This is a genomic window from Paraburkholderia sp. 35.1, assembly GCF_050436525.1.
GTDB classification, from domain to species: Bacteria; Pseudomonadota; Gammaproteobacteria; order Burkholderiales; family Burkholderiaceae; genus Paraburkholderia; species Paraburkholderia tuberum.
Window position 1 is genome coordinate 3288164 of the sequence record NZ_JBNDMJ010000003.1, and the last position, 24162, is coordinate 3312325.

General features: G+C 62.3%; 14 protein-coding genes and 2 pseudogenes. 7 read left to right on the plus strand and 9 right to left on the minus strand.

What is annotated here, in order from left to right; genetic code table 11:
• Positions 1 to 37: 37 nt before the first annotated feature.
• The 3 genes from OKW27_RS35465 to OKW27_RS35475 all read left to right on the plus strand — a co-directional run bounded on the left by OKW27_RS35465 (position 38) and on the right by OKW27_RS35475 (position 2606).
• On the plus strand, positions 38 to 1339 hold the full coding sequence (locus tag OKW27_RS35465; protein WP_429336196.1) for an EAL and HDOD domain-containing protein: 1302 nt from the start codon (positions 38 to 40) through the stop codon (positions 1337 to 1339).
• 171 nt (positions 1340 to 1510) lie between these two features.
• Positions 1511 to 2074: a peroxiredoxin gene (locus tag OKW27_RS35470; protein WP_429336197.1), complete on the plus strand. Its 564-nt coding sequence runs from the start codon at positions 1511 to 1513 to the stop codon at positions 2072 to 2074.
• A 67-nt stretch (positions 2075 to 2141) separates the two neighbouring features.
• A complete protein-coding gene (locus OKW27_RS35475) occupies positions 2142 to 2606 on the plus strand; it encodes a hypothetical protein (protein ID WP_090804017.1) in 465 nt (154 codons plus the stop codon).
• A 17-nt stretch (positions 2607 to 2623) separates the two neighbouring features.
• On the opposite strand, the gene OKW27_RS35480 is transcribed toward OKW27_RS35475, so the two are convergent.
• From OKW27_RS35480 to OKW27_RS35500, 5 genes are all read right to left on the minus strand, one after another.
• Positions 2624 to 5950 carry an efflux RND transporter permease subunit gene (locus OKW27_RS35480; protein WP_429336198.1) on the minus strand — a complete coding sequence of 1109 codons (3327 nt, stop codon included), beginning with the start codon at positions 5948 to 5950 and terminating at the stop codon, positions 2624 to 2626.
• Positions 5951 to 5953: 3 nt separating this feature from the next.
• On the minus strand, positions 5954 to 9088 hold the full coding sequence (locus OKW27_RS35485) for an MdtB/MuxB family multidrug efflux RND transporter permease subunit (protein ID WP_429336199.1): 3135 nt from the start codon (positions 9086 to 9088) through the stop codon (positions 5954 to 5956).
• Positions 9089 to 9111: 23 nt separating this feature from the next.
• Positions 9112 to 10479: an MdtA/MuxA family multidrug efflux RND transporter periplasmic adaptor subunit gene (locus tag OKW27_RS35490; RefSeq protein WP_429336200.1), complete on the minus strand. Its 1368-nt coding sequence runs from the start codon at positions 10477 to 10479 to the stop codon at positions 9112 to 9114.
• A gap of 432 nt (positions 10480 to 10911) precedes the next feature.
• Positions 10912 to 11757, minus strand: coding sequence for an IclR family transcriptional regulator (locus OKW27_RS35495; RefSeq protein ID WP_090804023.1), 846 nt, complete (start codon positions 11755 to 11757; stop codon positions 10912 to 10914).
• Positions 11758 to 12546: 789 nt separating this feature from the next.
• The gene (locus tag OKW27_RS35500; RefSeq protein ID WP_429336201.1) at positions 12547 to 13059 is read right to left on the minus strand and encodes a hypothetical protein; all 513 of its coding nucleotides are present in this window, start codon (positions 13057 to 13059) and stop codon (positions 12547 to 12549) included.
• A gap of 1760 nt (positions 13060 to 14819) precedes the next feature.
• On the opposite strand from OKW27_RS35500, the gene OKW27_RS35505 reads away from it, so the two are divergent.
• Together OKW27_RS35505 and OKW27_RS35510 are read left to right on the plus strand one after the other, a co-directional pair.
• Positions 14820 to 15569 (plus strand): peptidase S11, encoded by a 750-nt coding sequence (locus tag OKW27_RS35505; protein ID WP_429336202.1) that lies wholly within the window; start codon positions 14820 to 14822, stop codon positions 15567 to 15569.
• 389 nt (positions 15570 to 15958) lie between these two features.
• Positions 15959 to 16181 (plus strand): annotated as a pseudogene (locus tag OKW27_RS35510) (putative Na+/H+ antiporter); the annotation flags it as partial.
• A 71-nt stretch (positions 16182 to 16252) separates the two neighbouring features.
• Here the strand turns inward: OKW27_RS35510 and OKW27_RS35515 are convergent.
• Entirely contained in the window at positions 16253 to 16660 is a 408-nt protein-coding gene (locus OKW27_RS35515) for a BspC domain-containing protein (RefSeq protein WP_429336203.1), read from the minus strand.
• A 599-nt stretch (positions 16661 to 17259) separates the two neighbouring features.
• On the opposite strand from OKW27_RS35515, the gene OKW27_RS35520 reads away from it, so the two are divergent.
• Positions 17260 to 18864, plus strand: a complete 1605-nt coding sequence (locus OKW27_RS35520; RefSeq protein ID WP_429336204.1) for a peptidoglycan D,D-transpeptidase FtsI family protein — start codon at positions 17260 to 17262, stop codon at positions 18862 to 18864.
• A gap of 94 nt (positions 18865 to 18958) precedes the next feature.
• On the opposite strand, the gene OKW27_RS35525 is transcribed toward OKW27_RS35520, so the two are convergent.
• Together OKW27_RS35525 and OKW27_RS35530 are read right to left on the minus strand one after the other, a co-directional pair.
• Positions 18959 to 20203, minus strand: a complete 1245-nt coding sequence (locus OKW27_RS35525) for a cation:proton antiporter (protein ID WP_429336205.1) — start codon at positions 20201 to 20203, stop codon at positions 18959 to 18961.
• A 256-nt stretch (positions 20204 to 20459) separates the two neighbouring features.
• Positions 20460 to 21584 carry a mechanosensitive ion channel family protein gene (locus OKW27_RS35530; protein ID WP_429336206.1) on the minus strand — a complete coding sequence of 375 codons (1125 nt, stop codon included), beginning with the start codon at positions 21582 to 21584 and terminating at the stop codon, positions 20460 to 20462.
• 725 nt (positions 21585 to 22309) lie between these two features.
• On the opposite strand from OKW27_RS35530, the pseudogene OKW27_RS35535 reads away from it, so the two are divergent.
• Positions 22310 to 22981: pseudogene (locus OKW27_RS35535) on the plus strand (transposase); the annotation flags it as partial.
• 202 nt (positions 22982 to 23183) lie between these two features.
• Here OKW27_RS35535 and OKW27_RS35540 read toward each other — a convergent pair.
• Positions 23184 to 24002 carry a hypothetical protein gene (locus OKW27_RS35540; RefSeq protein WP_143037149.1) on the minus strand — a complete coding sequence of 273 codons (819 nt, stop codon included), beginning with the start codon at positions 24000 to 24002 and terminating at the stop codon, positions 23184 to 23186.
• Between the last annotated feature and the right edge of the window lie 160 nt (positions 24003 to 24162).

A 24162-nucleotide genomic window follows, 5' to 3' on the forward strand; every position in this document is an offset into this window, starting at 1 on the left:
CGCCAGAGCCCCACGGCCCGTCCCGCGGGACGTCGAGGTGCGTGATGTCCTCGCCGGCGCGTCGGCCGGCTATCGTGAGCACGGGGGGCTGGACGCTGCCCCGCAGTATGTCTATGTCGGCCGCCAGCCGATTCTCGATCGCGATGGCGCGCTTCACGCCTACGAGCTGCTGTTCCGTGCCGGAACGTACAACTACGCCGAAATCAGCGACGACACGCAGGCCACCGCGCAGGTGGTCGCGCGCACGATCGGCGGAATCGGCGTACCCGCCGTGCTCGGCCAGCATCGCGGCTTCGTCAATATCGATCGCGCGCTGCTCTTTAGCGACATCGTCCATCTGATGCCGCCCGAGCGCTTCGTGCTCGAAATCCTCGAAACCGTGCGCTACGACGCCTCGCTCGCGCGTCGTCTCGGCGAGTTGCGCGGCGCCGGCTTCCAGGTCGCGCTCGACGACGTGCACGATCTGTCCGACGAGCTGAGCGCGATGCTGCCGTACGCCGACATCGTCAAGATCGATTTCGTGCAGACGCCGCGCCGCGCCGTCGCGCAGCTCGCATCGACGCTGCGCGGCCACGGCAAGACGCTGCTCGCCGAGAAGGTCGAGACGCGCGAGGACTTCGCGCTCGCCCACGAGCTCGGTTTCGATCTGTTCCAGGGCTACTTCTTCGCGCGGCCGCAGGTGCTGGCCGCGCCGCGCAACCGCTCGCTGCGCCCGGGCCTGCTGCGGCTGCTCGCGCTGCTGTCGCGCGACGCCGGCATCGTCGAGCTCGAGGCGGAGCTGAAGGTCAATCCGGGCGTGGTCGTGCAACTGCTGCGGCTCGTCAATTCGAGTGCATTCGGCCTCGGGCGCAACATCGCGTCGCTGCGCGAGGCGATCATCGCGACCGGCACGCGGCAGATCGCACGCTGGGCGCAACTGCTGCTGTACTCGGACACCGGCGAGTTGCCGTGGCGCGCCGATCCGCTCGTGCAACTGGCGGCGACGCGCTCGCGCTTCATGGAACTCGCCGCGAACTGGCTGCGTCCGGCCGACGGCGAATTCGCCGACGCCGCGTTCATGACCGGGATTTTTTCGCTCGTGCACATCGTGCTCGACAGCACGCCTGACGCGGTGCTCGAGAAACTCGGCCTGGCGCCGCAGATTCGCGACGCGATCGTCGCGCGCAAGGGCGAACTGGGCGCGCTGCTGCTGATCGCCGAGGTCGCGGGCGAGGGCGGCGACGCGGCGCCGGTCGCGACGGCGGCGGGCTTACACGCGCTGACGCCCGACGTGCTGTCGGAGCTGAACCTGTCGGCGGCGGCGTGGTTCGGCGCGCACGTGGCGGAATTGGGCGTTTGAGGCGTCGAGCTCGCGCGCCGCACCCTTTCGATTCGCTTGTGATCCGGGCGACGAGCCACGCCGCGTGCGCATCCGTGGTCCAATAGAAAGTTCAGCGACGGCCTGTGACGTCGGCCGAAGCTGTCTCCGATGGACCCGATCAATTGCGTGCGCTCACGCGTGGAGGAGCAGATGAAGACAAAACACATACCGGCGGTACTGGCCGCCGTCATGGCGTTCGGATTCGCAATGCATTCGCCGCTCGCCTCGGCAACCCTGAAGCCCGGCAATACGGCGCCGATGTTTACCGCCGAGGCCTCGCTCGGCGGCAAGACCTACACGTATTCGCTCGCCGACGAACTGAAGAAGGGCCCGGTCGTGCTGTACTTCTATCCGGCCGCGTTCACGAAGGGCTGCACGATCGAGGCGCACGATTTCGCCGATGCGGTCGACCAATACAAGAAGTACGGCGCGACGGTGATCGGCGTGTCGCACGACAACATCCATACGCTGACGAAGTTTTCGGTCAGCGAATGCCGCAGCAAATTCCCGGTCGCGGCCGACGCCGACGCGAAGGTGATCAATGCGTACGACGCGGCCATGCCGTTCAAGGCCGGCATGGCGAATCGCGTGTCGTACGTGATCTCGCCCGACGGCAAGATCATCTACGAGTACACGAGCCTGTCGCCCGACAAGCATGTCGAGAACACGCTGAACGCGCTCAAGGAGTGGTCGGCCGCGCATAAGGCGCAGTGAGGGGCCGAACGCGCCGTCGCGTTTGCCCGCGCTAGCCGACTAAAACCATTTGCCGGATGAGCTTGCGATGCCGATTGTCGTTGCGTTGATTGCGCTGATCGCGCTGGGGTACGGCGCGGTGCGTGCCTTTTATGCGCTGCAGGCCGCTTTCGGGCTGGCGGTGGCGGAGGGTGTGGCTGTGCTGGTTGCGTTGCTGATCGCCGGTGCGCTCGCGTACTGGCGGCAGCGGCGCCGCGAAGTCGCGCCGAACGTGCGCGACGGCGACTGGACGCACGAATTGAAGGGCAGTTGGGGCTCGGTGCGGCTCGCGGCGGCCAAGCGGCTCTGCGAGATTCGCGTCGGCGACCAGCAGGGCGCGTATATCTTCGCCGATCTGCTCGGCGCCGAAGCACAGGGCCGCGACGCACAGGCGCGGCTCGCGCTGAAGGTCAAGGACTCACGGCACGGCGAGTGGCTCGTGCCGATGTCGAACGAGCGGGCGGCGCGCCGATGGCAGCGGATTTTCTCGCTGGCCATCGAGCAGAAGCTGTGAGCGCCACCTTCACTACGTCATGACGACGTCGGCGCCGCGCCACCCGCGCGGCGTGCCTTTCTCGCCTCCCAGCGCACGCGGATGCGATCCATGTACAGATAGACGACCGGCGTCGTATAGAGCGTCAGCATCTGGCTGACGATCAGCCCGCCGACGATCGAAATACCGAGCGGCGCGCGCATCTCCGCGCCTTCGCCGCTGCCGAACGCGAGCGGCAACGCGCCGAGCAGCGCGGCGAAGGTGGTCATCATGATCGGCCGGAAGCGCAGCAGACAGGCCTGGTAGATCGCGTCGCGCGACGACATTCCCTTGCGCGACGCGTCGATCGCGAAGTCCACCATCATGATCGCGTTCTTCTTCACGATGCCGATCAGCAGGATCACACCGATCAGCGCGATGATGCTGAACTCGGTCTTGAACAGCAGCAGCGCGAGCAACGCGCCCACGCCCGCGGACGGCAGCGTCGACAGGATCGTCAGCGGGTGGATGTAGCTCTCGTACAGGATGCCGAGCACGATATACACCGCCGCGAGCGCGGCGAGGATCAGGATCGGCTGGTCGGACATCGACTGCTGGAACGCCTGCGCGGTGCCCTGGAAGCTGCCGTGAATGGTGGCGGGCATGCCGATCTCGGCCATCGTGTCGTAGATCGCCTGCGTGGCGGTGGACAGCGACACGCCCGGCGGCAGGTTGAACGAGATCGTCGAGGCGACGAACTGGCTCTGGTGATTGACCGATAGCGGAGTGGTGCCCGGCCCGAAGCTCGCGATCGCCGACAGCGGCACCATCGTCTCCTTCGCGGTCGACACCGCCGAGCCCGACGACGCGCTCGACTTGCCGCTCGCCGCGATGGAGTTGATGGCCTGATTGCGCGCGGAGTCGGCTGCGATGCTGGCCGCGCTCGTCGCGGTGGTGGCGGCCATGCCGCCGGTTGCCGCGCTCGTCGTGGTCGACGTGCTGGTCGCTCTGGACGTCACGGTGCCGGCCGGCGCGTTGGTGGTCTGCGCGCCGCTCGCGCTGCCGCCCGACGTGCTGACGAAAATCTGCTTCAGCATCTCCGGGCTCTGCCAGTATTGCGGCGCGACTTCCATCACGACGTGATACTGGTTCAGCGGGTTGTAGATCGTCGACACCTGGCGCTGGCCGAACGCGTCATACAGCGTGTTGTCGATCTGCGCGGGCTTGATGCCGAGGCGCGATGCCGTGGCGCGATCGATCGTCACCATCGCTTCGAGACCGCCTTGCTGCTGGTCGGAGTTCACGTCCGCGAGCTCCTTGCGTGCCTGCAGCGCCTCGGTGAGCTTCGGCCCCCACTTGTACAGATCGGGCGTCGAGTCGGCGAGCAGCGTGAACTGATACTGCGCGTTCGACTGCCGGCCGCCCACGCGAATGTCCTGCACCGCCTGCAGGAACGTGCGCGCGCCGGCCACGTCGCCGAGCGGCGCGCGCAGCTGCTGGATCACCTGGTCGGCGGAGAGCTTGCGCTCGCTCTTCGGCTTCAGCGACACGAACATGAAGCCCGAGTTGGTCTGCCGGCCGCCGGTAAAGCCGACCACGCTGTCGACCGCGGGGTTCTTGCCGACGATCGCCATCATCTCCGAGAACTTGCCTTTCATCGCCTGGAACGACGTGCTCTGGTCGGCCTGGATGCCGCCGATCAGGCGCCCCGTATCCTGCTGCGGGAAGAAGCCCTTCGGCACGATGATGTAGAGCGCGATGTTCAGCGCGATGGTCAGCAGCAGGACGAGGACGATCAGCAGCGGATGCCGCAGCGCCCAGCCGAGCGTGCGCTCGTAGCCGCGCTGCATCGATGAGAAACCGCGTTCGAGCCAGCGGCCGAAGCGGCTTTCCTGTTCTTTCTCGTGCGGCTCGCGCAGCAGGCGCGAGCACATCATCGGCGTGAGCGTCAGCGATACGACCAGCGACACCGCGATCGCGAGCGACAGCGTCAGCGCGAACTCGCGGAACAGCCGCCCGACGATGCCGCCCATCAGCAGGATCGGCAGAAACACGGCGACCAGCGAAATGCTGATCGACATCACCGTGAAGCCGACCTCGCGCGCGCCGATGAACGCGGCCTTCATGCGCGGCACGCCGTCTTCGATGTGGCGCGAGATGTTTTCGAGCACGACGATCGCGTCGTCGACGACGAAGCCGGTCGCGATGGTCAACGCCATCAGCGACAGATTGTCGATCGAGAAGCCCATCAGGTACATCGCGCCGAACGTGCCGACGATCGAGATCGGCACGGCCACGCTCGGAATCAGCGTGGCGCGCCAGTTGCGCAGGAACAGAAACACCACCATCACGACGAGCGTGACCGCGATCACGAGCGTGCGCTCGGTATCCCTCAACGACGCGCGGATCGTCGTCGAGCGGTCCGAGGTCGGCGCGATGTCGACGTCGGCGGGCAGCGACGCGTGCAGTTGCGGCAGCATCGCCTTCACGCGGTCGACGGTCTCGATGATGTTTGCGCCCGGCTGCCGGTACAGGATCACGAGCACCGAGCGCTTGCCATTGAAGAGACCGAGGTTGCGCAGATCTTCGACCGAATCGACGACTTCGCCCATGTCGGAGAGTTTGACCGGCGCGCCGTTGCGATAGGCAATGACGAGGTCCTTGTATTGCGACGCCTTGCTCGCCTGGTCGTTGGTGTACAGCTGTACGCGGTTCTCGCCGAACTCGATCGAGCCCTTCGGGCTGTTCGCATTGGCCGCGGCGAGCGCCGCGCGCACGTCCTCGAGGCCGATGCCGTAATGCGACAGCGCGTGCGGCAGCAACTCGACGCGCACGGCCGGATTCGCCGAACCGCTGACATCCACTTCGCCAACCCCCTGCACCTGCGACAACGACTGCTGCAGCACCGTCGCGGCCGAATCGTAGAGCTGGCCCGCCGTCAGCGTGCTCGATGTCAGCGCGAGAATCAGGATCGGCGCGTCGGCCGGGTTGACCTTGTGGTAGGTCGGGTTGCTGCGCAGGCTCGCGGGCAGGTCGGCGCGCGCCGCGTTGATCGCCGCCTGCACGTCGCGCGCGGCGCCGTCGATGTTGCGGTTCAGGCCGAACTGCAGCGTGATGCGCGTCGAGCCGACCGAGCTCTGCGACGTCATCTCGGTGACGTCGGCGATCGAGCCGAGATGCCGCTCGAGCGGACTCGCGACGCTTGTCGCGACGGTCTCCGGGCTCGCGCCCGGCAGCGTCGCCTGCACCGAGATGGTCGGGAAGTCGACCTGCGGCAGCGGCGCGACCGGCAGCTTCGTGAACGCGAATACCCCCGACAACGCGATGCCGATCGCCAGCAGCGTGGTGGCGACCGGACGGGAGATAAACGGACGCGACAGGTTCATCGCTCAGTTCCCTGCATCGGTGGCGGGCGGCGTGGCGCTACCGGACGAATCGCCGCGGTTAAAGCGCTCGCGCAGCCGGCGGCCGAGCGAATCGAACGCGAGGTAGATCACCGGCGTCGTGAACAGCGTCAGCAGCTGGCTCACGATCAGGCCGCCGGCGATCGCGATACCGAGCGGCCGGCGCAGCTCCGAGCCCGCGCCGGTGCCGAGCATCAGCGGCAGCGCGCCGAGCAGCGCGGCGAGCGTGGTCATCAGGATCGGCCGGAAGCGCAGCAGACACGCCTGGTAGATCGCCTCGCGCGGCGGCTTGCCTTCCTCGCGCTCGGCGTAGAGCGCGAAGTCGATCATCATGATCGCGTTCTTCTTCACGATACCGATCAGCAGCACGATGCCGATGATGCCGATGATGTCGAGATCGTGGCCGGTGATCAGCAGCGCGAGCAGCGCGCCGACGCCGGCCGACGGCAGCGTCGACAGAATCGTGATCGGATGGATGAAGCTCTCGTACAGCACGCCGAGCACGATGTACATCGTGACGATCGCCGCGAGGATCAGGAACAGCTCGTTGGCGAGCGACGCCTGGAACGCGAGCGCCGCGCCCTGGAAGCGCGTCTGGAACGACGCGGGCAGACCGACGTCCTTCTCGGCCTGCTGGATCGCCTTGACCGCCGCGCCGAGCGACGAACCCGGCGCGAGGTTGAACGACACCGTGGTGGCCGGGAACTGGCTCAGGTGCGTGACCAGCAGCGGCGCGGGTTGCTCGATGAACTTCGCGATCGACGACAGCGGCACCTGTCCGCCCGTCGACGTGGAAGAGGGCAGGTAGATCGAGTTCAGCGACGTGGTGTAGTGCTGCATCGTCGGCTGCGCTTCGAGAATCACGCGGTACTGGTTCGACTGCGTGAAGATCGTCGAAATGATGCGCTGGCCGAACGCGTCGTACAACGCGTTGTCGATCGTAGCCGGTGTGATGCCGAAGCGCGCGGCGGTCGCGCGGTCGATCTCGATGAACACCGAGCGGCCGTTGTCCTGCAGATCGGTCGCGACGTCCGCGAGCTCGGGCGACTGCTTCAACCGGTCGACCAGCTTCGGCACCCACGTGGTGAATTCGCTGATGTTCGGATCGGTCAGCATGAACTGATACTGCGTCGGGCTGACGGTCGAGTCGATCGTCAGGTCCTGCACCGGCTGCATGTAGAGCGACGCGCCCGGAATATGCGCGACGTCTTTCTGCAACTGGCGGATCACCTCGCTCGCGGTATTGCTGCGGTCGTCGCGCGGCTTCAGGTTGATCAGCATGCGGCCGCTGTTCAGCGTGATGTTGCTGCCGTCCACGCCGATGAACGAGGTCAGGCTTTCGACGTCCGGGTTCTTCAGGATCTGGTCGGCGAGCGCCTGCTGACGCTCGGCCATCGATGCGAACGACACCGACTGCGGCATCTGCGTGATCGCCTGGATCACGCCGGTGTCCTGCACCGGGAAGAAGCCCTTCGGCACGAACACGTACAGCAGGCCGGTCAGCACCAGCGTGAGCACCGCGACGACCAGCGTGGAGCGCTGACGGTTCAGCACCCACGTGAGCGCGACCGCGTAGCGCGCGATCACCCAGTCGATGAAGCGGTGCGCCTTCGCCTCGAAACGGTGACTGTCGTGCGGCGGCGTGTGGCGCAACAGCTTCGCGCACATCATCGGCACGAGCGTCAGCGAGACGACCGCGGAGATGACGATCGTCACCGCGAGCGTGATCGCGAATTCGTGGAACAGGCGCCCGACCACGTCGCCCATGAAGAGCAGCGGAATCAGCACCGCGATCAGCGAGACCGTCAGCGAAATGATCGTGAAGCCGATCTGCTTCGAGCCCTTCAGCGCGGCTTCGAGCGCCGTGTCGCCTTCCTCGACGTAGCGCGCGATGTTCTCGATCATCACGATCGCGTCGTCGACGACGAAGCCGGTGGCGATGGTCAGTGCCATCAGCGACAGGTTGTCGAGCGAGAAGCCGCACAGGTACATCACCGCGAGCGTGCCGATCAGCGACAGCGGCACCGATAGGCTCGGAATGATCGTCGCGTAGATGTTGGCGAGGAACAGGTACATCACCAGCACGACCAGCACGACCGACATCGCCAGTTCGAACTGCACGTCGCGCACCGACGCGCGGATCGTCGTGGTGCGGTCGGTGACGACCTCGACGTCGAGCGCGGCGGGCAGCGACTGCTGCAACTGCGGCAGCAGCGCCTTGATGCTGTCGACCACCTGGATCACGTTCGCGCCTGGCTGGCGCTGCACGTTCAGGATGATCGCGGGCGTGTTGTCGACCCACGCACCGAGCTTCGTATTCTCCGGTCCCGCCACGATGCTCGCGACGTCGGTCAGCATCACCGGACGGCCGCTCTTGTACGCGACCACGGCGCTCTTGTATTCGTCGGCGTCGGTCAACTGGTCGTTCGAGTTGATCGTGTAGTTGCGCGTCGGACCGTCGAAATTGCCCTTCGGCGTGTTGACGTTCAGGTTCGAGACGGTGGTGCGCAGGTCGTCGAGATTCAGGCCGTACGCGGCGAGCGCGCGCGGGTTCGCCTGAATGCGGATCGCCGGGCGCTGGCCGCCCGACAGGCTCACGAGACCCACCCCGGCGACCTGCGAAATCTTCTGCGCGAGACGCGTGTCGGCGAGATCCTGCACCTGCGTGAGCGGCAGTGTCTTCGACGTGATCGCGAGCGTGATGATCGGCGCGTCGGCCGGGTTGACCTTCGCGTAGATCGGCGGCGCGGGCAGGTCGGACGGCAGCAGGTTGCCCGCCGCGTTGATCGCCGCCTGGACCTCCTGCTCGGCGATGTCGAGCGGCAGGTCGAGGCTGAACTGCAGCGTGATGATCGACGAGCCGGCCGAGCTTTGCGACGACATCTGGTTCAGCGACGGCATCTGCCCGAACTGTCTCTCGAGCGGCGCCGTCACGGACGACGTCATCACGTCCGGGCTCGCGCCCGGATAGAAGGTCTGCACCTGGATCGTCGGATAGTCGACCTCGGGCAGCGCGGACAGCGGCAGAAAGCGCAGCGCGACGAGGCCGACCAGCATGATCGCCGCCATCAGCAGCGCGGTGCCGACAGGACGCAGAATAAAAGCGCGGGATGGATTCATGCGGTAAGTGCCGTGCCTTTACTTTATTGCGATGCTTGCGCCGCGTGCCGGCCGCGATGCGCGTGCGCGTGCGCGCCGGATGCGGCCGATGCGCCGGACGCGCCACGCGGCCGCTCGGCCGGAATCGTGATCTTCGCGCCTTCGCGCAGCCGGTCCGAACCGTCGATCACGACGCGCTCGCCGACCGCGAGGCCCGACTGGATGCTGGTGCGCTCGCCGTCGACCGGGCCGACCTTGACCTGGCGCACGGTGACCGTGTTGTCGGGCTTCACGACGTACACGAAGGTACCCATCGAGCCGTTGAGCACCGCCGAGGTCGGCACGATCACCGCGTTCCTGATCGTATCGACAAGCAGGCGAGTGTTGACGAACTGGTTCGGGAACAGGCCGTTGTCCTTGTTCTCGAAGATCGCGCGCAGTTTGATCGTGCCGGTGGTCGTGTCGATCTGATTGTCCATCGTCTTTAGCGAGCCGACTTCGAGCGGATGCGTGTTGCTGCGGTCGTACGCGGTGGCCGACAGCGACTCGCCGTTCTGCGTGTGCTGGATGATCTGCTGCAGATTGTCTTCGGAAGTCGTGAACAACACGCTGATCGGATCGAGCTGCGTAATCACGACGATGCCGTTGGTGAGGCCCGAGGTCACGTAGTTGCCCGGGTCGACCTGACGCAGACCGACGCGTCCCGACACCGGCGCGGTGATGCGCGCGTACACAAGGTCGAGCTTGAAGCTGTCGACGTTGGCCTGGTCGGACTTTACCGTGCCTTCGTATTGCCGCACCAGCGACGCCTGCGTGTCGACCTGCTGGCTCGCGATCGAGTCCTGCGCGAGCAGCGTCTGATAGCGCTTCAGATCGAGACGCGCGGTGGCGAGCAGCGCCTCGTCGCGCACCAGCGTGCCCTCGGCGTTGCGCAGCGAAATTTCGTACGGGCGCGGGTCGATCTGGGCCAGTACGTCGCCCTTCTTGACCATCTGGCCTTCCTTGAAATAGACGTCCTGCAGCACGCCGCTCAGTTGCGGCAGCACGGTGACGGTGGCGAGCGGCGTGACCGTGCCGAGCGCGGTCAGCACGACCGGCATCTCGCCCTGCGTCGCGGCGGCGACGTGCACCGGCTGCGCCATGTTGGCCATCGCGTTCGGACCGCCGCGGCCGAAGCGGCCGCTGCGCGCGCCGCTCGCCGCCCCCGGCGCGCTCGCACCGCTGCCGGGCCCGCCCCACGGATGCCAGCGCCACAGCACGACGCCGAACACGACCAGCGCCGCGACGATCAGCGCGACGGTGCGGCCGCGGTGGCGTTTCACCGCGCCGGGCGCGCTCGATTGCGCGCCGTTCGCGGACGGCTGGGGAGCGGCAGGGCGTTCGGTTTCCGGGTGCTTTTGTTGTTCGTCCATCGGTTCGGTCGGGTGGCTGGCTTGATGATGTGAGCCGCCGATGCGGTCGCCGCCATCGAAGGGCGGTGGGCCGGCACATGGGCGGCATGTCAGGCGGTCGTGGCGGCGGGCGCCGCGCAATGTTCAGCGCGATGCTACCCGAGGCGCGGGACAGGGATGTTAACGCAATGCGGAATCATCACGGCTGGACGCGGCCGGTTCGACGACGCTCACGGCTCGCGGCGCGCGGTCCCGCAACGGGATGCGTGATCGTACGTTGCGGCGTCTGTAACAGTCCAGCCGCGTATTTTTCGGTTGATTACGAAGGTTACAGCATGTCGGCGCATCGTCGGGCGAGGGCGGGCCGCCGTCGCCACTCTCGCAGATCACGGGCGGCTGGCGCCGCGTTCGATCCGCGCGGGGCGCCGTTTGGCGCCCGTTGCCGCCGACGGCTTATTCGTCGAGCCGGCGCCCCGGCGTGCCGCCGATCTCCAGGACGATCTTGTCGATGCATTCGAGCAGCGCGGGCGCGGCGCGCGCGATCAGCCAGTCGCGCGGACATTGGTCGGCCGAGCCGCCGCAATTGACTGCGTAGCGCTCGCCCGACGGCCCGACGAAGCCGAGCGCGATCGCGTTCAGCCCGTTGTACCACTCGCCGGTGGCGATTGCGAAGCCGCGCTCGAGGGTGTCCTGGATCGCGCTTGCGAGACGGCTGCCGATATAGCCCCAATCGTCACCTTCGGCCGTCTGCAGGCCGACCAGCAGACGGTCGCGGTCCGGTTGCGCGAGCGCCGCGAGGTACGCCCGGCCGACGGCGGTGCGCGTCAAGCTCATGCGCGAGCCGATTTCGAGTCGCGACACGAGCACCGCCGAACGCGGCCGGATCGCGTCGATGACGACCATGTCGTAGCGGTCGCGCACCGCCAGATGCACCGACAACGCGGTGCGTTCCGCGAGTTCGATCAGAAACGGCCGCGCGCGCGAGCGGATGTCGAAGTTGCGCAGAAAGCCGTTGCTCAGTTCGAGCACCGACGAAGTCAGCACGAAGCGCTCGCTGTCGGGTAGTCGCAGCAGAAAACCTGTGCCCACGAGCGTCGCGGTGATGCGCGACACGGTGGGCTTCGGGATGCCGGTCAACTCGGCGAGTTCGCGATTGCTGAGTGGTGCGTGTGCGGCGGCGACGGCGCGCAGTACGGTCAGGCCGCGCGCGAGCGCGGTGACTTCATCGCCCGGGCCGTCTCGGTCTTTGCTGGCGGTGACCTTGGCGGCGACGGGTTGGTTGGGAGTGGATCGGTTCATGCGTTTTTTTGGAACAGCATTTCAAATTGTTCGTGCGCCAACCTGTTGATGGCCGCTCACAGAGGCAGGGACATCTCCAAACCGGGGCACCCATTCATACATTTTTAAGAAAAATCATTGTATCGGAAGAAATTGCCGATCGATGGCCGACTACATCTTTTTGCTTGACTTAGTCAGCATAACCATAAAAAATGGAACCGCATTTCGAAAGTCGCTTGTCTCCGCTGCATTTTGGTGCGCGCGAGCGGAAAAATCCCGAAATCCAGGATCGATTGCCCGTCCAATGCGCTTGCGCCTTTCGAATGACCTTCTCTCAGGTTCTAGCACGGCCCTCGGAATGGCTAGAACTTTTTAAGGCGTCACGGCAACGTGACGCTTTTTTTTGTTGTTATGGGTGCACAACAAAGTTTGCGGTAAGTGAGGGAGAGCGGTTCAGATGCAACAAAGTCTGCGGCGACGCGTATTCTTATTGTGCAATGCGCCAATTTTAATGGTCACAGATTGGAGCTCTGCCTCGGCGATGCAAACCGGAGCACTTTGTCTCAACGCCGAGATTCACGAGCGCGAATGCGGATTTCCACGAGTGGTTCAACCAAGTCATACGCTTGGGGCGACTCAATTGCGCTATCGCGCAATTGCTTGAGAACTCCAGAGGTAAAGGTCCGTGCAGAGGTGGCGGTTCGTGTCGCTGCCTTCAGGGTCAGCCATCCGTAAGTGACGGCATAGTCATCGGGGCTGCGAAGTATCTCGGATTTTATCCAAGACTGCCCTAACGCAGTCCAGTTGGGACTATGGCGATGCGCGCGAGCGGCATTTTTTTGGAGTGGCAAAAGTTTTGCCACCGAGCTCAGAATCATCTCCTGTACTATTTCCAATAAGCGCTACGATGTCATCCCAGAATCCCGCTGGGAGTTCCGGTTCTACATCGTCGTGCATATAGTTTTCGTTAATTTTTGACGCGGCGAAAGCGGCGCGGAGGAACGCGTTCGCGTGGCCTTGTGTAGTTGCGAGAAGAATATCTCGATGGGGAAAGAGGTTGCCGCACGGCCAAGTATGGGCATAGTCGTCCCATTCTTGACCACTGACGGGATACGACTCGTTGAACAGCGCTGAAGCATCGATCGGGAATCCATACTCGGTTGATTTGAGTGCATTGAGCAAACCATCGCACAGCTCGGCAACCCGTTCCGGGGCGAAACTGCAGGCGGCCGCAAGTGCTGCATGAACAACGCGCGCGCTATTTTCGCCGTCGAGCGTAGTGCCGCTCAGAATTGCATCGTAGCCAGATAAAATCGGGAGCATCAGCAGAGCGAACTGTGATATCGCACCGCGCGAGGTCGATATTCAGAAGTAGGTTCTGTGATGGGCGTGCGCTCTGACGCTCTCTCTTTTCCAGTTGGCGGAGGTAATCGATTGCCTCGTCGAATTTTCGCACTTCAGCAGCCACACAAGCAGATTCCCATTGGAACCTCGGGATTAGGTCGCTACTGTTCCAACCGCGCAACAATGCGTATCGTTCCTCTGCCGGAGAGTCGGAGCATCGCAACTCGTTAAGAACTTCTAGGCGAATGCGCTGACTGGTCGGGTGAAGAGAAAGCAGCCTCTCGATTTCTCGGCGCCTCTGTTCGCGATTTTCAGCGTCTCCAGGCCACAAACCACGTGCGCGTGCCTCGGCAGCCAAAAGCGGTACGGAATCAGCCGTCGTAATGGCCTTAAGGCGCGGCCAAATCGCCTCCATGTGTGCACTACGATTTTTGTCACCATAGCGAGTACGAATCAACTCGCTCAGAAGGCCTACACCATCTGCGTCAAGCTCTTCGCCAAGCGACATGAGGCGATTGAATGCCTCTTCGTCGTGGCCAAGCATCCATTCACAGTACGCTACCTTCGATGCGATCCTCGGCTCAGATGCATCGAGCTTGTAATAACCCAAGGCAGCCTGTTCATACTGATGTTCTACCGGGCGGCGATGCACAGCCTCTTCGGCTACATCGACCTACGGCTTATGCGGTGGGCTCGACGAAAGTACAGGAGGCTGCGGCAGCGCAAGCGATGTAGTGCGGAATGGCTACGCAAGATGAATTTCGCCCACCCCAGGTTGTTTGTCCACTGGCGTGTCGTAGGGGTATCGGTTGGATAACGGGAGCCGAATGAGTCGAGAGGCTCACGTTCGGTTCTGCGAGAGGCTCGGGGTGCAACTCCCCGGGTCTACTCACCTCATCACAGCAACGAACGGACGCTCGTCGTGAACGCACACTAGAGGAAACTGCTCAAGCCACGATTGGCACGGCGCGCTCGACCTTGGAAGGGGGCCTCAGCCAGCCACGATGATCCCGCCGGTCTCGGGTGGGCATCCTTTTGTTTTCGGAGTGTCCTATATTCGCGGCAGGTGATCCCGATCACCAACCTCGCTGCCGCGGCGGGCCGTCCGGGCCGGTTGCGGAACGCGCACGCTGCCCATTACTGAGTTCTCACGCTTGACCCCGGGCTTCGCTTTCGCGGTGCCGACCCTGTGAATCGATTGACGTTTTAAGTTTCGCTTAAGTTTCGATCTCTACGGTTACCCCTCCGAAGACACGGTCGCCCCGAAGGCATGCGGACAGATGTTAGGCAAGCGCACCGACAGCGGTATCCGAACAAGCCCGAGCTTCGCGACGCGTGCGTAGCGCGAATGAGCGTGGCGGGCCTGGCCATGCAAAGTTGGCATCGGGTCCGGCCTCTCTTCATTCGTGACGGCACGCGAGCCGAGTCGCCGTCGTTCAATATCACCGCTTCCCGCCGTTCCTTCATGAGTTTTCCCACATTCGAAGTGCCGGCAGCACGCACCGGCAAACTCCTTTTTTTCCGTTCGACCCCTTGCGTCCACGCGACGGATGCGCCGGCGCTTTGCTCGCCGCCACTCCCGCTGCCACGGACCGGGCGCGCCCGGCTCGCGCAGCAGGCAATACGTCCGGCCGATGTTTCGTGAGCGTCGGGACATGCGTGCGTGCATCCTGATCCTGGTTTTGTTCTCCTTATTCGCCGGTCCGGCGATGGCGCGCGCCCGTCATATCAAACGCGTCGTGGCGAAACCCGCGGTGCTCGCGCGCGCTGCGATGGTCGTCGATCTGACGACCGGGCGCGCGCTGTATATGAAGCATGCGGATCAGCGCCTCCCGATTGCGTCGTTGACCAAACTTGTGACCGCAATGGTGGTGATCGACTCGAAACGCTCGCTGGTCAAGCCGTCACGCATCACGGACGCCGATGTCGACCGCTTGAAGTGGTCGCGCTCGCGCCTGCCGGTCGGCTCGCTGCTGCTGCGTCGAACGATGCTGCATATCGCGCTGATGTCGTCGGAGAATCGCGCGGCATTTGCGCTGAGCCGTGATTATTCGGGTGGACGTGCCGGCTTTGTCAAAGCGATGAATCGCAAGGCGCGGCGTCTGCATATGACTCACAGCCATTTCGTCGATCCGACCGGACTGTCGCCGCAGAACGTATCGAGCGCGCGCGATCTGGTGAAACTCGCAAGCGCCGCGTACCGGTATCCGAAGATACAAGCGTATTCGACGTCCCATAGGCAAGTCGTTCTTGGCGGCGACGGCCCGCTGATGTATCACAACACCGATCCGCTCGTGCATCGCGCGTCATGGCACGTTGCGCTGCAGAAAACAGGCTTTACGAACGAGGCCGGTCATTGCCTGATCGTGATGACGCCGGTGAGCGGACACATGATGGTGATCGTGCTGCTCGGCGCTCCGAATCCGCACGCGCACTTTCAGGACGCGATCGAGCTGCGGCGCTGGATCCGAACCATGCGCCACCGCTGAGCGCGCAACGCGCTGGGGCGTTGCGTCCGTCGCCGAGGTTGCGTTTCGCAACGCCCACCGTTGACTGATTTGCGCGGTTTTGCGCGGCGGCCTCAAAGCTCGGGTCGGCGATCGAACCGTTATTCCAGCGGTGTGTCAATGAAACAAGTTTCGCGAGCTAGCGACGGCAGGTGGATTTTGCCGCACGCCCGGATTGCGATGTTGTTGAAGGATCGAACGCTGGTCGCTGACTATGTTAGGTGCCTGACGTTCGCAGCTTCGCGGTATCCGAATCTTCGATCGACCACGTGACGTTATCGGCTTCCCGCCGAGTGATGGCTAATTTGACAGAGCGTCAAGGAAAGAATGCGAGTGTCGGCTAGGACAACGGGCACGAGATCGGCGGCAGGCTATCGCATGAAGCCAGATATCTGCTGGTTGCAGGCGCGGTGATCGGGGGGAGGGCTAACGGTCATCGCCAACGCACCCAGTCCGGCCGAGATCATCCTTGTGCGACGGGGATTTTCTGACGAATCCGTCAGTGCCCTCTGGCTGCTGGCCAGCCCCATTCTTCCGACTGCTACGGCGTGTGTAGCATTCGTTTTTCTGCAGACGCCTTGCCAATCGCGCTGACGCGCTCGGACAAGCATGACTACCAGTAAAGTCGTTAAAAGCTTCGAGTGCAACGGCAGCCAGCGTGCGCTTTATGGGCGTCGCTCTCTAGGCCTAAGTGAAAAGGAAACGACGTGCTTCTTCCAGACACCACAGGAAGCCGTGACAGGAATCCACACATACTTTTGTCGAAGCTTGGCGACTGCAGGCATATCTACCGTTGCATCGAGTGTTGCCGATTGCCCTGATTCTTGCGCGCCTCTGCCGGGCAATACCTTTGCGTGTAACGCATTGCCCGCCGAGACGATAATTGAATCGTAGCGCTGACCGGTTCGAACCCATTGGTCGAACGCCGCGATGCAATTTACGACCGCTTCGCGAACATGGATGCGTCTGAGAAAGGCGTAGTCGGCTAGTGGTGAGGGTTTCGGTTGCGCATGAGCGAGGTGATAGGTCCAGCAACATACGACGAGAAAAAAAAGACTGGTGATAACCTTCATTCGGTAGCAAGCCCGCAGGGGGCACTTATCAATAGGGCAACAAACCGCGAGTATACACGCAGCCTTAAACCGGCTTTCTGCACGCTTTGCCCGAAGCGGGGATGCCCACGACAATTACGCAGCAGTGCTGCGAGTCGGGATTGCCGGAGCGGAGCGATACTCGCATCACTGCCGAACGAGAAGGAACTGGATGCTTGCCGCGGCATTTGGATGCGCCATGCTCACATCGTGCTCACGAACGCATGATGTGTTTGAAGGTGCACCCATTTACTCGGGCGCGACTGAGCTGGACGACAGATCACATCTATATGTCGTTTGTGAAAGGCTGTGTGCGGTAGAGATCGAGCGCAGAGGGGCTCGTGCTAGTATTTCGGAGATCCTAGGCTCCGATGCTTCCTCGCACTGCCCATGTTGGCGGTCGCTCCCGTCCAGGTGGCGAAGGTCATCTCCTCTGAAATCACTCAATGCGTTTCCGCTCCAGGTCCATCAATTTTTCGCCAATTTCGACTAGACCACATGCGCTGCCGCGTTGGCGTTCGCACGCGCTGGGAGCGGCTTTCTCATTGGGGTTTCTCGTCCTCGCTGCGCGAGCGGCGTGGGTGCAGGGGATCAACGATAGGTTTTATCAGAAGCAGGGGGAACTTCGACAGGTGCGCGAGTTCAGCATTCATGCGACGCGTGGACGCATTCTCGACCGCGACGGGAGAGCGCTGGCGGTCAGCCTTCCGACGCGCACGTTATGGCTGGATGCGGACGGTGCGGACACGGTCTCGTCCGACCAGGCATCTGCACTGGGTAAGTTGCTCGACATTGACGCGGACCGGATCGGCGCAATGGCGGCGTCCCACAAATCATTTGTCTACCTCAAGCGGCAGGTGCCCCTGGATGTTGCGCAGCGGGCGATGCTTCTCGATGTGCCGGGCGTTTATGCCCAACCAGATTACCGTCGCTACTATCCGGAAGGCAGCATTGTGGCGCATGTCACCGGTTTCGCTGGCGTCGACGGTAATGGTCTGGAGGGCATTGAAAAAGTCGATAATCGCCTACTGACCGGTGGCAATGGCAGGCGCCGCGTGCTGCGAAACGCTCAAGGGCAGGTCATCGATACGCTTGCGCTGCAACGTCCCATCGCCGGCAAGGACGTGACGCTCACCATCGATGAGCCCGTCCAGTACGCAACCTTCAAAGCCTTGCGTGATGCCGTTGAGCGCACCGATGCACATTCAGGCTCGGCGATCGTTCTGGACGCACACACTGGCGAGATTCTTGCAATGGCAAACTGGCCGAGTTTCGATCCGAACACCCGCCGCAGAAGAACGGGCGAGGCGATGCGCAACTACGCTGTCACCGATGTGTTCGAGCCGGGCTCGGTCATGAAGCCCCTGACGATCGCACTGGCGTTGCAACGCAATGAGGTATCGCCTCGCTCCGTGGTACCGACCAACGGTGGAAGGCTGCGACTCGACGGGGCCGTGATTCACGACGACAAGAACTTCGGCACTTTGACGGTTAGCGGCGTCGTGCAGAAGTCAAGCAACGTGGGCACGACAAAAATCGCGCTGCTGATGAAGCCACACGACATGTGGAACAACTTCCATGCTGTCGGGCTGGGTCGGGCGCCGCGCGCGGGGTTGCCGGGCGCGGCAACCGGCACGCTGCGTCCTTACCAGAACTGGCGGCGGATCGAGCAGGCAACGATGTCGTATGGCTACGGTCTGTCCGCGTCGTTGCTGCAACTGGCGCAAATGTACACGGTGTTCGGCAATGAAGGTCTGTTTGTACCCGCTACGATTCATCCGCGACATGGTATGCCGGCGCATGGTCGACGCATTTATTCGCCACGCGTCGCGGCGGAAGTGCTCACCATGCTTGAGTCCGTGGTGTCCGAGGACGGTACAGCACCACAGGCAGCCGTACCGGGCTATACGGCCGCAGGCAAGACCGGAACCGCATATCGTTGGACCGCGCGCGGCTACGACCGCAGTCAGTATCGGGCGTCGTTCGTTGGGATTGTCCCGGCACAACATCCGAGGGTGATCATCGCGGTGTCGATCGACCGGCCCCACGTGGGCTCGCATTTCGGCGGCGCAGTCGCAGGACCTGCCTTCTCGGATATCGCGGCGAAGACCATGAATCTTCTGGGCGTGACGCCTGATGACCCTGGCGCACAATTTGTGCAGGACAATCCAGGGCCGGTCACATAGACGATATGCTCGAGATCGCGTCTCACGCGCTGTCGTTAGCGGTCGACGCCTGGCAATCCTTTTGTCGTAACTGGCCACCGCATACGGACCGTTTTCATTCTTCCTTGACGCCTGCTGCCCGACGGATAATCCAGCCAACCGTGAGCCCCTGACCCAGGATCGACGAAACGACCACACAGTACGTCAACGCGAGGACGATGTCGCGCCCCGGTCCAGGCTGAATCGATAGTGCCAGTGCAACGGAAATGCCACCACGCAGCCCGCCCCATGTAAGCACACTCCACGCTCCTTTCGGTAGCCGGGACGCCCGCCCAAGCAGCATGACAGGCAGTCCCACAGAAACCAGTCGCGCGAGCAGTGCGATCAGTGCCGCACCGGCGCCAGCGAGTAGTATCCTGCCGGGGAACTCGACGAGCAGAACCTCCATGCCGATCAATACAAAAAGAACGGCATTCAGAATCTCATCGATCAACTCCCAGAACATGTCCACGTATCGCCGGGTCGTCTCGGACATCGCGTCGGCGCGGCCGCGGTTGCCGATCATCACGCCCGCAACCACCATGGCGAGTGGCCCGGAGACATGCAGATGATTAGCGAGCGCGTAGCCGCCGATCACCGATGCGAGCGTCATCAGGACCTCGACTTGGTAATGGTCGACGCTTTTGAGCAGCCGATATGTCAGATAGCCTACGACGCCGCCGAATAGCAGGCCGCCGCCGGCTTCCAGGATAAATGCAGCCAACCCCGTCTGGACGGATGGAGTGACGCCCGTGCTGGCCATCGTGAGCAGCAGAGAGAAAAGCACGACCCCGACGCCGTCGTTGAAGAGCGACTCTCCAGTAATGACCACCTTCAGGCCTTCGGGCGCGCCTGCGGACTTCAGGATGCCCATCACCGCGACGGGGTCCGTCGGCGAAATCAGGGCGCCGAACAGCAGGCAGAAGGGCAGCGCGAGTTCGACTCCGCAAAGGGGGAGCAGTTTCCACATCGCGAATCCGATCAGCAGCGTGGAGGTCGCCGTACTGAGCACAGCCAGACTGATGATCTGGGTCCGGAAAGCCTTCAGCTTGCGTAAATCCACATGCATCGCGCCGGCGAACAGCAAAAGCGACAGCATGCCTTGCAGAAGCACCTCACTGAAATTGATCGAGTTGACGAGATGCTCTTCTGCAACGCGCAGACCGTGCGCGACGCCAAGCTTGTCCAGTCCAACGATCGCAAGGGAGAGTCCGAGCGCCGTTACCATGACGCCGATCGTCGTCGGAAGCCTCAGAAAGCGGTGATTCACATACGCCAGTAGCGCGGTGACGACCAGACAGATAGCAATGATGTCGAGCATGCGGCGTGGTGGGGGATGAAGGTTCTGGGCTGGATTGAGCGGACCGGCGGCGCTGGATCAGGTGATCAGATTCGCACGGGAAATCTATGTTGAATTTTCTGCATCCGGACTCCAACCGTGCCTTGGGAAACGGGAGTATGCGCGGTTGCCAAACAGGTCATCCGGCAGACGCGTGGGGCAGCCAGGCGCCTGAAATCCTGTCCCAGGCATAAACCCGAACACGCTCAGGAACGGCCCGGGCGGTATTCGGAAGCGTTTATTGTGCCTCTCGAGTAGCCAATTCTGCGTGCGGCGCGAACGATGACCTCTTTGCACCGTCCTCCGCCTGTTGCTTGTTCACGACGTGGAGCGTGCGCGTCGGGAAAGCGAATTCAATACCCCGTCTACCAAATTGCGTCATCAACTCGAGATTGATTCCCTGCTGTATGTCCATGTACAGGTTATAGGCGGGATCGGTGACGTAATACACGACTTCGAAATCGAGCGAGCTGTCGCCGAACCCCTTGAAATGCGCACGATCAAAGCGGGTCTTTCCGGCGGATTCGACTGCCTTCTGTACCATGGCAGGAACGGCGCGCAATTGCTCGGGACTCGCATCGTATGTCACCCTGAAATTGAACAGAATGCGCCGCTCGGCCATTCGCTTGTAGTTGTGAATCGTGTTTTTCAGCAGTTCGGTATTGCTGCAAACGATCTGTTCTCCACTCAGACTCCGGATGCGCGTGGTCTTGAGTCCGATGTGCTCGATGCTCCCGGCAATCTCATCGAAGACGATGAAGTCGCCAATCTCGAATGGCTTGTCGAGTCCGATGGCCAGCGAGGCGAAAAGATCACTCAGAATGCTTTGTACCGCGAGTGCGACGGCAACACCACCCACACCCAGGCTCGCGACAAACGCGGTGATGTTCACGCCCATGTTGGCGAGCACCGCCAGCATAAGAACGGACCACAGCAGCGCGCGCAACGTCCACGACAGCATGGTTGTGATGACCGGATTGTGGGCGAGCGTCTCTGTCGCTTCCCGCCGCCTCTCGGTCCATAGCGTCACGCCACGGTTTATCCACAGGGCCAGCTGAAAACCGATGATGAGAAACCAGAGATGGCCAAGACGGGCGTCCCACCTGTCCGGCAATGTCAGAAACTTCGTGCCGACCAGCGCTGCTGCCGCGAGTAGCGTAAGCCGGTGCGTGCCTTCAATGACCTGAACCAGCATATCGTCGAGACGGGTTGACGTTCGTTGGGACAGCATCGAAAGGCGCGTGATGGCGAACTTCAGCAGATAGATCAACGCCAGGTAGCTGACGATGGTCGCGATCGCCGCATAGACCCACTCGCTGGCAGAGATACCCAGAAACGCGTTCAGGTCGAGCCACTTTTTCATCGATTTTCCTCCCCAATTGAATCCGCGTGACGGAACTTATAGACGTGAGCGGTGTAAGCGCTCGTACCGGTCTGTCAGGCCTCCAGGAAGATAGTTCCCCAATCAGCTCGAGTCGGTGGCATGGATGCGCATTCCCCGTTGACTCGATCTGGCGCGGCCCGGGCGCTCGTCCGGCTCACCTCTTTAGAAATCCAGTGTCGTGCATTTCCTGAGAAACTCGATGCATTCAGGCTGGTTTGGCCAGCACGACGAAGCCGTTGTACTCGTCAAGCTGCTCTCGCCGCTCAGCCATGTCGGTCTCCATCGTCAAGTATGCGGAACCGCCGTGCGCGGCTCAGTCCCAGTTTTCGTCGCACCATTTGATAGCCCACGCTTTCGCGCAAGATATGGCATCGGCCTCGTCGGCGAACGAATCGATATCACCTGAATCATGCGTTTCGACGCGGTCTTCCGCGTCGCCCGGTCTGCGACTGATTCTGGCTCTCGCAACGTAACGACCATCGTTAGCGCGGTGCGCCCGGCAATCGATGTGAAATGTTCCATATTCGTACTGCATCGCGGCACCTCAACATTCGTTTGTTACATCAGTTGTCACGCAATCAGTCTGATGAGTTATCGTCAGAAGTGGTGTATGGGGATGAGGCGGGGATTTGAGAAGGCGGTGGCGGTTAGCTGAGAATGTTGCTTGTCGAGAGTAACGAACCAGCGAACCGGAATCCACCACCATGAAGAAGCTTACGGAAGAAACGAACGACGGTAAAGCAGCAGCAGGCGTCGGCAGCCTTGATGAGCTGATCCAGCAAGGCGCGCGACAGATCATCCAGCAAGCGATCGAGGCAGAATTGGCGACATTGCTCGAACAGTACGGGAACGTGAAGACGCTCGACGGCCGGCGCGCCGTGGTGCGCAACGGCTATCTGCCGGCGCGTGAGGTCGTCACGGCGATCGGTCCGGTTCCGGTCAAGGTACCGAAGGTACGCGACCGCTCAGGTTCGGGAGTGAAGTTCAATTCGAACATTGTGCCGCCATACATCCGCAAGTCACCACGTGTGTCGGCGGCGTTGCCGTGGCTCTATCTGCGCGGCGTATCGACCGGCAACATGAGTGAGGCGCTCAGCGTGCTCCTGGGTGAACAGGCTAAAGGGCTTTCACCGAACGTGGTCAGCCGCCTGAAGGCGCAATGGGCCGAGGAGCACCTGCTATGGAACCGGCGTGACCTGTCAGGCGCGCGCTGGTTCTACTGGTGGGCCGACGGCATTCATACCGGACTGCGCACTGACGATTCTGACGGCCAGTGGCTGCTGGTCATCATCGGCGTGAAGCCGGATGGAACGAAGGAGCGCGTGGCGATCGCCGACGGCTATCGCGAATCGAAGGACGCATGGCGCGACGTGTTGCTTGTTCTGTGCCGGATCGGGAGACTCTGACGGCGACGGTTCGCATCCTGAAAGCGGCCCGCGAAAAGAACCGGCCCGAGTAGGTGTGAAAAGTGGGGAGATTCTGCATCGGCAAGAATCTCCCCTATTTTTCTGGACTCCAAGCCTTAGCCCACCTTATATCGAAACCACTTCCGATCGCCTTGATTGGCGAGGTGGGGGGTCACGGCATCAAATGCTCGGCCCGAACGGTGAACCCTGCATGAAGCAAGTCGAAATCGACCGCAAACCGGTACGCATCCTTCTTCGCGCCCAACTCGGGTATCACGCCATGCCAGAAGAGTGTCGCCGGCCGATCGACAAGTTCTGGGAGCCAGCACGGCGCCTCGTCTTGCTTCACTGCCAGACGCAGAGGCACCGTTGCCTCTCCGGCCGAGAACTTCTTTCTGCTTTTCACTAGAATCCACTGCTTCCATCTCTCTACAGTCGCGGCGCCGAAAATGATCTGTCGGTAGGGATCAAGCGAGTTTACGTCGTCAGAAGCCCCACCAAGGAATCTAAAGGCACTCTTGTAGGTCAGTTCCTGATTGCCAATTGTCAGTGCTCGTTGGTCTCGTTCTTTTGGCGCAATCCGGATCCAGGCGTCAACAACTTCTTCCAGCGTGCCCGGGTATAGCGCTGGAATATGTCGCACCGCCCGGGACAGCTGCAAGAGTTCTTCTTTTGTTGGGGCGCGGGACTTTTGCTTTAGCGCAGGCTGTGGCCCCAGCAGGTTGGGTATTGGCTTCTCCCTGACTTGCACAGGTTTGCGCTTCGGTGCACCGGGAATTATGGAGGACTCTGACGAAGGCGCCTCATCCGGACATCCGCTGACGTGTCTGGGGCGAGCGGCGAAATATGTATTTTTCCACGTTCGGGTGTGAACGTTCGTTAGGCAGATCTCGTGCGGACAGTAGAAAACCCAGTCCTCGGTAGCCCTTACTGCACGTGCGTACTCTACCGTGATCATCTTTTCGAGTTCCCAACACAACGCTTCGGTCATCAACTCGTCGCGCATACTTCCCCCGAATTTCTCACAAAGTCAAAAAAACATTCGCCGCTTCACTACAACTATATAGGGACTGGTTGAGTGACCGAAAGCGGCCGCACTGAGATCGACGACCTCACATCGTCTGTCGAACCAAGTCCTACCTTCTACACAT

Coding starts and splice junctions, on each gene's coding strand:
- OKW27_RS35530 (WP_429336206.1), bottom strand. CDS start 21,584: ATGAAAAAGTGGCTCGACCTGAACGCGTTTCTGGGTATCTCTGCCAGC.
- OKW27_RS35525 (WP_429336205.1), bottom strand. CDS start 20,203: ATGCTCGACATCATTGCTATCTGTCTGGTCGTCACCGCGCTACTGGCG.
- OKW27_RS35500 (WP_429336201.1), bottom strand. CDS start 13,059: ATGCTCCCGATTTTATCTGGCTACGATGCAATTCTGAGCGGCACTACG.
- OKW27_RS35475 (WP_090804017.1), top strand. CDS start 2,142: ATGCCGATTGTCGTTGCGTTGATTGCGCTGATCGCGCTGGGGTACGGC.
- OKW27_RS35515 (WP_429336203.1), bottom strand. CDS start 16,660: ATGAAGGTTATCACCAGTCTTTTTTTTCTCGTCGTATGTTGCTGGACC.
- OKW27_RS35540 (WP_143037149.1), bottom strand. CDS start 24,002: ATGACCGAAGCGTTGTGTTGGGAACTCGAAAAGATGATCACGGTAGAG.
- OKW27_RS35485 (WP_429336199.1), bottom strand. CDS start 9,088: ATGAATCCATCCCGCGCTTTTATTCTGCGTCCTGTCGGCACCGCGCTG.
- OKW27_RS35470 (WP_429336197.1), top strand. CDS start 1,511: ATGAAGACAAAACACATACCGGCGGTACTGGCCGCCGTCATGGCGTTC.
- OKW27_RS35495 (WP_090804023.1), bottom strand. CDS start 11,757: ATGAACCGATCCACTCCCAACCAACCCGTCGCCGCCAAGGTCACCGCC.
- OKW27_RS35490 (WP_429336200.1), bottom strand. CDS start 10,479: ATGGACGAACAACAAAAGCACCCGGAAACCGAACGCCCTGCCGCTCCC.
- OKW27_RS35480 (WP_429336198.1), bottom strand. CDS start 5,950: ATGAACCTGTCGCGTCCGTTTATCTCCCGTCCGGTCGCCACCACGCTG.